Here is a 9,659-nt window from a genome sequence, read left to right on the forward strand (position 1 = left end):
AGGATCTAGTATGGATATTTTTGCTGAAAGTTTCATTGAAATAATTAAAGGAACCACTTCCTTAACTCCAATACTCACTCAGGATGGAATCTACTCAGGATATTGCAGCAAAATTTCCACGCAAGAAGAACATTTTTATTTCTGTTTTAATTATGAATTTTTACTCTCACTCTCCACTGTAATGCTTTTTGATGATCATCCCTCGGAAGAAGATTTGGTTGATTTAAGCAAAGAGATTGCAAATCTTGTTATTGGACATGCCAAAGTTCTCCTTGCCCAAAAAGGAGTGCATATCCAAATCACAACCCCAACTTCTCTTGGACAAACAATACCCTCTCATTCACTAAAGGGAATACATTTTGCAATACAGGAGGGAAAATGCAGTATGTATAAGGAGCATGTATGCTAGATTCAATCCTTAATCAGGATTATGAACACACAGAACGTGAAGTTGAGCTTGCAAAAAACTTTGAAAAAATGATGGAAAACTATGCGGGACTATTGGATATGGATGTCGTCTTTGATGCGCAACTTGCTTCTACAAAACTTACTCTCAGAGATATTTTAAAGCTTGAAAAAGGTTCTATTATTGATTTGCAAAAACCTGCTGGAGAAAGTATTGAAGCCTTTGTAAATGGAAGGGTTATTGGCAAAGGTGAGGTGATGGTCTATGAAAAAAATCTTGCAATTCGTATTAATGAAATTTTAGATTCTGATGCCATTGTGTATTACATCACACGAGAGAGAATTTAGTGAGAGGGATTGTATTTTTTCTTCTTGCTTTCTATCTTTCCCTAGCTCAAGAAATACAAATTTCTCAGAAACTTAAGACTCTCAATCTTCTGCTTCCCACTCAGAAAGGTTTCACAACCCATTCTACAAAAGATTCACTTCAAATCATTGTTGATGATCAACTGGTTCAAAAAGACAAAACACAATCCCTCTCTCCTCCTTTTGAAAAAATCCAAATCCTTCCACTCCCCTCCAATCAAACACAAATTACAATTTTTGGAAAAAATCTTACACTCGTACAAAATAAAATTGCTGATAAAATTCATTTAGAAATTCATTCTGAGACTTTAAGGATTTCATGGTTAAATTATTTTTATGGCTATATATTTATAGCAGTCTTAATCCTTATTCTACTTTGGTTGAAACGTCGTTTAAAACACTCTAAAAAACCCATCAACTATCAAGAAATTTTCCTATCACCAAAAAGCAAAATCATTTCTTTTGAATATGAGGGGGTAGAATATAGAATTTTTTGCAATGAAAAAGGCAATGTGCTACTCAATCATTATCCAAAAACAGATCATAATAAGGACTTTACCCATCTTATTAGCGAGGATTAATGAAACCCTATCGTTTAGGAATTACCCTATCTGTCTCCCTACTTCTTCACTTACTTTTATTCATTTTTTTATTTCAAGAAAACAATTTAGGATTTAAAAAGGGAGTAGGAGAATATCGCATCAAAGCTTCTTTCCAAGAAATTTCCTCTTTTGATTCGCAAAACTCTCTCCCTGCACCTCAAAAGAAAAAAGCCCCTAAGAGTAAAAGCAAAATAAACAGAGACAAAAAACAAGAAATCTCTCAAAAAGAGTCTAGAGATAAAAAAGAATCTAAAGAAGAAGTTAAAGAAGAAAAAAAAGAAATTAAACCACCAGAAAAAGAAGAGCAAAAAGAAAAACCACAGGATGATTATTCAAAAGATATGAATTCTTTACAACCCTTGCAAGAAAAAGAAACACAAAAGATAACAATCCCTGATTTCAAACAAAGTCTTGCTTATCAATTCGCCGATGCAAGCACGAAGAAAAATATCTCAGAATTTTATGGTCCAGAATTTGGATATCTGGGAAAAGAAGAACAAGAATATATCCTTAATAATCTTGCCTATATTGGGAAAATTACGCAAAAATACCTACGCTACCCCTCCAATGCTGCAATGCTACAACAAGGTGGGGGGAATGTTGTAGAATTTTATCTCCACCCTAATGGAGATATTAGCGATTTAAAGATTATTAAAAAAAGTGGATTTATCTTGCTCGATCGCAATAGCGTTAAAACAATTGAAATCGCCTACAAAGACTATCCTCATCCTAAAACAAAAACTCTAATCCGTTTCTATATTAATTATTTTATTCGCTATCGCTAAAGTTTATACATTTGGTTATATACACTTCCACTATAAGAAATTTCATCAATCCCTACCTCATCACTCAAATTCTTAGACACCTCTCTAGAAATATTTTCTTTTGCACTCTCTAACTCTTCTTCAGCATAGCTATAATGCATATTGGCCTCAATGACTCCATCAATAGCACTAATTGACTTTAAAATCTCCATTTCTGCATTCACATTTTCTGCTTCAATGACTGCAATCATTACTTGCTTTTGCTCATCACTGAGTGCAATTTCACATCCCTTAATTTTTTCTACTTCTTGCATAACTTTTTGAGGATTATTTGTGTAAATAATAATGCTTGAAATATTCATTGCTTCTCCTTATAGTTCTTGAAGTCTCTGTAAAACTTTTTTTGCATGATCCTTTGCCTTTACATTATAAAAACACTCAAGAATTATTCCACTTTTATCAATAATAAAAGTGGAACGAATGATTCCTTGCACTTCTTTCCCGTACAGTTTCTTTGTTCCAAAAGCCCCATAACTTGCACTCACACTTCTATTAGAATCACTAAGAAGCATGATTTTTAAGCCCTTATTTTGGATAAACTTCTTATGGCTTTGAACGCTATCAGGACTTATTCCTATGATATTTGCCCCAAAATTTTCAAATTCTTCAAGCAAAGAAGTAAAGTCTTGAGCCTCAAGCGAACATCCACTTGTATTATCTTTTGGATAAAAATATAATACAAGCTTTTTTCCAAGCAAGTCTTTTAAATTAACATCAATTCCATCTTGATTTTGTAATATAAATTCTGGTGCCTTATCTCCAGCTTTTAACATTGTTCCTCCTGAATATAATTTTTAATACGCTCTATAATTTCTTCTCTCACCTCAAGTTTAAGAGAAAGAATACTTAAGGGCAGATTCGTATTCTCAAGCTTCACCCAATCTTTTGTTGTCACCAACAGACTTGTTGCCCCATACTCTCGCATTGTATCTTTTATTTCTTCAATCTTAAAATTCGAATGATCAGGATAATAAATTTTTCCTACAACTTGAGGCAAAAATTCATCTAATCGCATAGGATTGGCAATGGCTGTAAGCAAAAGCATTTTAGGTGTTGCATCAAGCACCTCTACAATTCTTGCATATTCCACCCCCTCTTTTATAATTAAATCTGCCTCATCATAACTCTTACTCCATTCACGATACATTCCACTTGGCAGACAAAAAGAATAATAAGGCTCAAGTTTAGGACGCAAGAGAATATTAAGTTTTTTAAATTTAAATCTAAATCCATCATCAAGTAAAACTGCATCACAGCCCATTTCTTTGGCTTTATAAATTGCTTCTTTTCTCTTTTTACATACAATTACACTTGCATTTTTTAAGCTTCTAGCAATCAAATAAGCCTCATCTCCAGCTTCTTCTTGAGAGCAAAGAATTTTTCCAAATTCAGAAACAACAACAAGTCCCTTGCTTTTGCGCTTATATCCTCGTGAAACCACACCAATTTTTAGATTACTCAGCTCTTTGCCTATATGAATAATAAAGGGGGTTTTACCGCTTCCTCCTACAATGAGATTCCCAACAGAAATAATAGGAATCCCAAAATTATGCATAGGGGAGATTTTTCTTTTTAGGAATGAAACAATACAATAAAAAGTAGAAAGGGGAAGCAGAAGGAAAATAATAATTTTCTGCCACCAAAAAGGTTTATAAAAATAGTGATCAATAATTCTCAAGGCTTATGCTAACTCTTGAGCTAAAATTTCTTTGAGGGTAACAATCACATATTGTACATCTTCATCGCTCATTCCTGCATATAGTGGAAGTGAAAGAACCTCTTGGTATGCCTGGAAAGCATTGGGGAATTGCATCACTTTGAGTTGGAATTTATTTTTATAGTAGCTTAAAAGATTAATGGGGATGAAATGCAGTGAAGTTTCCACACCTGCTTCATACAACAAAGAGGAGATTTTATCTCTACTCTTCTTAAGTCTAATAATAAAAAGAGTATGAATATCATCTTTATTCTTTTCTGGAAGGCTTAATCCATTAATTCCTTTTAATCCCTCTCTATACATTTCTGCAATCTTAGCTCTTCGCTCTTTATGAGCTTCAAGCTTATCTGTAAGTAAAAGTGCCAATTTTGCAGAAAGCATAGACATTGTATGATCTAAGCTCATATCTACAATATCATAGAATAATCCATAATTATTGTTACCCCTTACCTGAGAGTGATATCTTAAAGAAATACACTTTTTGGCTTTTTCTTCATTGTTTGTCAAAAGCATTCCAGCATTAAAAAGTTTTGTTTTGCCACCAAGGAAATGAGAGACAATTGTAAAGTCAGAGCGAGAATTACTTCCCACATAATCTCCATTCTTATATTTTACCCCTACAGCAAAACTTGCCTCTTCAATCAAGCCAACTTTATACTTTTCTTTTAACTCATAAAAAGGTTCCATCTCTGTTGGTGTTCCACCAATATGAGAAACAATGATTGCCTTAATTCTTTCTTGATCTTTTTTTAAAAGCAACTCTTCGCACTTATCAGGAAGCATTGTTAATGTTACGGGGTCAACATCTACAAATACAGGTTCTGCATCAAAATATCGAATACACTCTGGCACAAATGGATGACAATATACAGAACAAATTACACGATGATTTCTTTTAATTTCTAAAGCTTGTAACGCAAGCAAGGTTGCAGAAATCTGTGAATTTACAGCAATTGCATACTGTGCTTTTGTAATTTCTATGGCTTGTTTTTCTAACATTTCAACATAATTTGGAATTCGATCAAAAGCAATTTTTCTGTCTTTGCCAAAGCTTGAATGCCCTGCTATCACATCTGCAATCCCCCCAAGATCGCTTTCCTGAAAACCATAGAGGAAAAAAGGTACCTTTTTCATGTTATTCTCCTTTCGTTTATGGATTAAAGACCTTGGATACACCAAGCTTAAACCGATTTTTTTGAATTCTTTCTAAAATGCTTTGAATAAACTCTTGAGAATATTCGTCATCAATAATAGCAGAATCTAAGACTAAATTATAAATATCTTTATTATTTTTTAAAATTTTCTTCAAAAATCCATCAATTTTTTCATAAGAATATCCAAGTTCTTCTTCATCACTTTGGCCTTTATATAAATCTGCGCTTGGTTTTTTCTGAATAATTTCATTTGGAATACCCAAATGTTTCGCAAAAACATATAAATCACTCTTGTAAATCTCTCCGATAGGGTTAATTGCACAAGCTAAATCCCCATAAATTGTTCCATAGCCTAAAATCCTCTCACTCTTATTACTTGTCCCTATTACAAGGGCATTATCTCTTGATGCAATATCATAAAGAATCATCATTCTGGTGCGTGCACATAAATTTCCAAAACGCAAAGAATTCATATCTTTATATGATAAAAAAATATTTTCAAATTTTTCTAAGTTAATAACTTCATAACTCAATAAAAGTTTTCTAATAATTTTCAAAGCATCTTGATAATGTTGTTTTGAGCTTTGAGAAGTTGGCATCAAAATTGCTTTTGCATTCGCCCCAAATGCCTCATGACACAAATAAGCGACAACTGCGCTATCTAGGCCACCACTTAAACCAAAAACAACCCTCTCAAAACCCCTTTGACTTACTTCAGTGCGCAAAAAATCAATCATTTTATTCTTAAGTTTTTCCATTTTCACCTCTCCTTCCATTCTTAAATCTATCTACTTTCAATATAAATTAAGTTAATAAAGTATTATCTGCAATACTAAGTCAATGCCAACGAAACAACCTCTTTATCAACAATATCAAAGTTTTTCTCAAAAATATCTCCTTTTCAAGAATTTTAAAACAAAACATAATAAAGTTTTTGATAAGATTCTAGGTTTTGTTTTGTATCTTGTGACAAGCAAAAATTGAGCAAACACAATAAGGAGTAACGATGTCAAATAATCAAAGACGTGACTTTATCGGAATGGCTCTTGGTGGTGGCGCTGCTATTGGTGCTGTTGCCTCGCTTATTGCGATGAAAAAAACTTGGGATCCACTTCCAAGTGTTGTTTCAGCAGGTTTTACGACTGTTGATATCTCTTCTCTTAAAGATGGTGAATTGATGACCGTTGAGTGGAGAAAAAAGCCTGTGTATATTATAAAAATGGCAAAAGATGATACTGATGCACAAAAATATCTTGGGAAAAGAAATTTCAAAATTGGGGATACGATTTATACAATCGGTGTTCAAGTTTGTACCCATCTTGGATGCATTCCTGGATACGATGCTGAAAAAAGAGAATTTGTGTGTGCTTGTCATGGAGGAAAATTCAACTCTTCTGGTATTAATCAGCCTGGTACACCCCCGCCAATTCCTATGAAAATTCCCCCTTTTAAGATTATCGATGGTGGCAAAAAACTCCTGCTTGGTGAAGCTGGTGAAGAATACAATCAATTGAGTGATAAGGAGTAAAAAATGGCCGAAATTAGAAAAGCAAATGGTTTTATCGATTGGTTGGATCAAAGAATTGCAATTAAAACATTAACAAAGGTTTTAATGACTGAATATTGGATTCCAAAAAATATTAATTTTCTTTGGGCAATGGGTGTTGTTTGCCTAGTACTCTTTGGTATGCTTTTTGTCTCTGGACTTTTTCTTTTAATGTATTACAAGCCTGATGCCAATCTCGCTTTTGATAGTGTAAATTACACAATTATGACTGAGGTGGCATATGGTTGGCTTTGGAGAAATATCCATGCAGTCAGTGCAAGTATGGTTTTTGTTGTGATCTATATTCATATGTTTGTAGGAATTTATTATGGGTCTTATAAACGTGGAAGAGAAGTGATTTGGATTAGCGGTATGCTTCTTTTTGTTCTTTTCTCTGCTGAAGCATTTAGTGGTTATATGCTTCCTTGGGGACAAATGAGTTATTGGGCAGCTGTTGTTATTACAAATCTCTTTGGTGGAATTCCTTTTATTGGTCCTGATATTGTTGAGTGGGTAAGGGGAGATTATAGTGTTGCTGATGCGACATTAACAAGATTTTTTATGCTTCATGTATGTCTTATCCCAATCTTAATTATTGCTGTAATTGCAATCCACTTTTACACTCTTAGAGTTCCCCATGTCAATAATCAGGAAGGCGAACATCTTGATTTTGAAGCAGAAGCAAAGAAGTATCTTGAAGGTAAGAGAAAAGAATCTAAAGTTATTCCTTTCTGGCCTGTTTTTCTCTCAAAAGATATCTTTGTTATCTTTGTTTTCTTGACACTTTTCTTCTTTTTAGCTTGTTTTAATTTTGACTTTGCACTTGATCCAATCAACTTTGATCCAGCAAACAACCTTAAAACTCCTCTTCATATTTATCCAGAATGGTATTTCTTGTGGAGTTATGAAGTTCTCAGAGGCTTCTTCTTTAGCAGTGAATTTGGTCTTGCAATGTTTGGATTGGCAAATGTAATTTTCTTTGCACTTCCTTTCCTTGATAGAAGCCCTGTTGTTGCTCCTGCACACAAAAGACCAGTATTTCTTGTATGGTTTATTATCTTGCTTATTGACATGATTGTTCTTACAATCTTTGGAAAACTTCCACCCGATATGGGAATTAACAAATGGATTGGTCTTGGTGCATCTACAATCTTTATTGCACTATTTGTCATCCTTCCATTTATTACGAAAAATGAAAGAGTAGGAGGAAGTCACTAATGAGAGAATTCAAAATCTTAATCATTCTTATCGCTATTATTGGCGTAATTTATTGGGGAGTTGAGCCATTGGCTCACTCAGTGTTTCATCCTGCAAAAGCTCCAGCAGATTACACTTTTGCTGATATAAAAGATATACAAGTCACACTTCAAGGTAATGCAAAATCTGGCAAGACTCTAGTTGAAGAGAATTGTGCAGGGTGCCATAATATGAAAACGCCAGAAAATGAACTTAAGGCTAGAAATGCTGATGGCGTAATGGGACCAGATCTTGATACAATGGGATATCTCTATGCACCACAATTCCTGACAGCATTCCTTAAAGATCCACTCAAAGCAACTTTACTTGCCCAAAAATTAAAAGGCAAAGAAGATGTTTATCAAATGAGTTCAATTGCTGGAGCATTTGATGATCAACAAATTGCAGACATGGTTGCCTATCTTCAATCAATTGCACCCAAGCAAATGAGTGATCGTGAAGTATTTATTGATGCCTGTTCAAGATGTCATGATATTAAATATGATGGAATTAATGGCTTAAAGGGTATAAAAGTTGCAGCGCCTTCAAAGAGTCTTCTTGAATATCTTGGTGCTCCTGCTCCTGATCTCTCTACAATGTATAGAAGTCGTGGTGAACACTATCTCACACTCTTTATTAATGATCCTCAAAAAATGCTTCCTGGCGCTTCAATGCCTAGAGTAGGGCTAAACCAAAAAGCAGAATCTCAAGTATTGGCATATATGGAAAATATTGCTGATGCTAAAAAAGAAGAAAGAGAATCTCTTGGAATTAAGCTTATCATCTTCTGTGCAATTATGGCAATTCTGGCATATTTGTGGAAGTGTAAAATTTGGAGAGAGGTACACTAAACCTCTTCCTCCACCCCCTTTTTTTATCCCCTATTATTTATTTAACTCAAGATTAATATTAATTAGAATTTTATTGCTCACAACGGCATCTGGAACTTTTTCACCGATTCCAAAATCCTTACGATTAATATTTCCCTCAATTTGAATTCCTACAACATCTTTTTGTGTTTTTGGATGTTTGACCATATCACTAATTTCAACATCAAAGACAACTGGCTTACTTACTCCTTTAAGTGTTAAAACTCCATAGAGTTTATTGTCAACCTGTTTTTCCATCTTAAAATAACCTTTTGGAAAAGATGCTGAATTGAAAAATCCATCACCCTTTACATCTGTATCTCTTCCTGAATTTTTTGTATTAATAGAATCTATTGCAATTTCACCTTCAAATACATTAAGTTTTTTGTTTTGAAGATCAACATCAATCTTTCCATCAAATTTCTCAAATGCTCCATTTACATTGCTAACTAATAAGTGCTTGGTTTTAAACTCTACACTAGAATGCACCTTATCAATTTCAAATTCTACGGCATTTAATCCAATCAACCCCACTAGAGAGAATGCTAAGAATGTCTTTTTCATATTCTTTCCTTATTAAATTTTTTTTAGGCATATGCCATAAAAAACTCTATAAGACCAAAAACAATAATAATTAAATATTCCATAATCTTTCTATTAGAATCAGCTTCTCTTGTAATCTTTTTTTAATTTTTCTTTATATATTTTGTAAAAAACTTTTCTCTTTTTATATCCTTGGAAAATAAAAATTTTTTATAAAATTACAAGAAAGAGAGTGCGCTGTATAATTGAGTGAGATTTCCTTTATGCTTTCTTGCCTCAAAATTAATACATTTAACGTAAAAATCCCTTAATGGAGAGCTTTGCATTAAAGAGGCCCTCCACTTCTATGAAGATACACTATGATTTTACTCTCAACCCTCTGCTCTCCTAAAAGTAT

General features: G+C 33.5%; 13 protein-coding genes. 7 read left to right on the forward strand and 6 right to left on the reverse strand.

Translation table 11 applies throughout. The annotated features are described in order from the left end of the window. The first annotated feature begins 10 nt into the window (after positions 1–10). The 4 genes from CQA62_RS04515 to CQA62_RS06995 are packed head-to-tail and all read left to right on the forward strand — an operon-like array spanning position 11 to position 2,158. Positions 11–409, forward strand: coding sequence for a chemotaxis protein CheX (locus tag CQA62_RS04515; RefSeq protein WP_104724738.1), 399 nt, complete (start codon positions 11–13; stop codon positions 407–409). Further along, positions 403–753, forward strand: a complete 351-nt coding sequence (fliN, locus tag CQA62_RS04520; RefSeq protein WP_104724739.1) for a flagellar motor switch protein FliN — start codon at positions 403–405, stop codon at positions 751–753. Before CQA62_RS04515 ends, fliN begins: the two co-directional genes overlap by 7 nt. Continuing rightward, entirely contained in the window at positions 753–1,352 is a 600-nt protein-coding gene (locus tag CQA62_RS04525) for a hypothetical protein (protein WP_104724740.1), read from the forward strand. Before fliN ends, CQA62_RS04525 begins: the two co-directional genes overlap by 1 nt. Then, positions 1,352–2,158, forward strand: a complete 807-nt coding sequence (locus tag CQA62_RS06995; RefSeq protein ID WP_197720395.1) for an energy transducer TonB — start codon at positions 1,352–1,354, stop codon at positions 2,156–2,158. The genes CQA62_RS04525 and CQA62_RS06995 overlap by 1 nt, the downstream gene beginning before the upstream one ends. On the opposite strand, the gene CQA62_RS04540 is transcribed toward CQA62_RS06995, so the two are convergent. The 5 genes from CQA62_RS04540 to CQA62_RS04560 are packed head-to-tail and all read right to left on the reverse strand — an operon-like array spanning position 2,155 to position 5,826. Beyond that, positions 2,155–2,499 carry a chaperone NapD gene (locus tag CQA62_RS04540; RefSeq protein WP_104724743.1) on the reverse strand — a complete coding sequence of 115 codons (345 nt, stop codon included), beginning with the start codon at positions 2,497–2,499 and terminating at the stop codon, positions 2,155–2,157. The two genes, CQA62_RS06995 and CQA62_RS04540, sit on opposite strands and share 4 nt — an antisense overlap. 9 nt (positions 2,500–2,508) lie before the next feature. Next, positions 2,509–2,970: a thioredoxin-dependent thiol peroxidase gene (gene bcp / locus CQA62_RS04545; RefSeq protein WP_104724744.1), complete on the reverse strand. Its 462-nt coding sequence runs from the start codon at positions 2,968–2,970 to the stop codon at positions 2,509–2,511. Then, positions 2,964–3,875 carry a tetraacyldisaccharide 4'-kinase gene (locus tag CQA62_RS04550; RefSeq protein WP_104724745.1) on the reverse strand — a complete coding sequence of 304 codons (912 nt, stop codon included), beginning with the start codon at positions 3,873–3,875 and terminating at the stop codon, positions 2,964–2,966. The genes bcp and CQA62_RS04550 overlap by 7 nt, the downstream gene beginning before the upstream one ends. Before the next feature lie 3 nt (positions 3,876–3,878). Beyond that, positions 3,879–5,048, reverse strand: coding sequence for a DegT/DnrJ/EryC1/StrS family aminotransferase (locus tag CQA62_RS04555; RefSeq protein ID WP_104724746.1), 1,170 nt, complete (start codon positions 5,046–5,048; stop codon positions 3,879–3,881). Positions 5,049–5,064: 16 nt separating this feature from the next. Next, a complete protein-coding gene (locus tag CQA62_RS04560) occupies positions 5,065–5,826 on the reverse strand; it encodes an NAD+ synthase (RefSeq protein ID WP_104724747.1) in 762 nt (253 codons plus the stop codon). Positions 5,827–6,074: 248 nt separating this feature from the next. On the opposite strand from CQA62_RS04560, the gene petA reads away from it, so the two are divergent. From petA to CQA62_RS04575, 3 genes are read left to right on the forward strand one after another with little or no spacing between them, the layout of a single operon-like run. Further along, positions 6,075–6,596, forward strand: a complete 522-nt coding sequence (gene petA, locus CQA62_RS04565) for a ubiquinol-cytochrome c reductase iron-sulfur subunit (protein WP_104724748.1) — start codon at positions 6,075–6,077, stop codon at positions 6,594–6,596. A 3-nt stretch (positions 6,597–6,599) separates the two neighbouring features. After that, on the forward strand, positions 6,600–7,832 hold the full coding sequence (locus CQA62_RS04570; protein WP_104724749.1) for a cytochrome b: 1,233 nt from the start codon (positions 6,600–6,602) through the stop codon (positions 7,830–7,832). Next, on the forward strand, positions 7,832–8,701 hold the full coding sequence (locus tag CQA62_RS04575) for a c-type cytochrome (protein WP_104724750.1): 870 nt from the start codon (positions 7,832–7,834) through the stop codon (positions 8,699–8,701). Before CQA62_RS04570 ends, CQA62_RS04575 begins: the two co-directional genes overlap by 1 nt. A gap of 33 nt (positions 8,702–8,734) precedes the next feature. On the opposite strand, the gene CQA62_RS04580 is transcribed toward CQA62_RS04575, so the two are convergent. Next, on the reverse strand, positions 8,735–9,283 hold the full coding sequence (locus CQA62_RS04580) for a YceI family protein (RefSeq protein ID WP_104724751.1): 549 nt from the start codon (positions 9,281–9,283) through the stop codon (positions 8,735–8,737). Positions 9,284–9,659 lie beyond the last annotated feature (376 nt).

The sequence above is a fragment of the Helicobacter cholecystus genome (assembly GCF_003364215.1).
Classification (GTDB): Bacteria; Campylobacterota; Campylobacteria; order Campylobacterales; family Helicobacteraceae; genus Helicobacter_G; species Helicobacter_G cholecystus.

Bases quoted from the DNA above. Each gene is read 5' to 3' on its own strand.
- CQA62_RS04515 (WP_104724738.1), top strand. From the start codon at position 11: ATGGATATTTTTGCTGAAAGTTTCATTGAAATAATTAAAGGAACCACT.
- fliN (WP_104724739.1), top strand. From the start codon at position 403: ATGCTAGATTCAATCCTTAATCAGGATTATGAACACACAGAACGTGAA.
- CQA62_RS06995 (WP_197720395.1), top strand. From the start codon at position 1,352: ATGAAACCCTATCGTTTAGGAATTACCCTATCTGTCTCCCTACTTCTT.
- CQA62_RS04540 (WP_104724743.1), bottom strand. From the start codon at position 2,499: ATGAATATTTCAAGCATTATTATTTACACAAATAATCCTCAAAAAGTT.
- bcp (WP_104724744.1), bottom strand. From the start codon at position 2,970: ATGTTAAAAGCTGGAGATAAGGCACCAGAATTTATATTACAAAATCAA.
- CQA62_RS04555 (WP_104724746.1), bottom strand. From the start codon at position 5,048: ATGAAAAAGGTACCTTTTTTCCTCTATGGTTTTCAGGAAAGCGATCTT.
- CQA62_RS04560 (WP_104724747.1), bottom strand. From the start codon at position 5,826: ATGGAAAAACTTAAGAATAAAATGATTGATTTTTTGCGCACTGAAGTA.
- petA (WP_104724748.1), top strand. From the start codon at position 6,075: ATGTCAAATAATCAAAGACGTGACTTTATCGGAATGGCTCTTGGTGGT.
- CQA62_RS04570 (WP_104724749.1), top strand. From the start codon at position 6,600: ATGGCCGAAATTAGAAAAGCAAATGGTTTTATCGATTGGTTGGATCAA.
- CQA62_RS04575 (WP_104724750.1), top strand. From the start codon at position 7,832: ATGAGAGAATTCAAAATCTTAATCATTCTTATCGCTATTATTGGCGTA.
- CQA62_RS04580 (WP_104724751.1), bottom strand. From the start codon at position 9,283: ATGAAAAAGACATTCTTAGCATTCTCTCTAGTGGGGTTGATTGGATTA.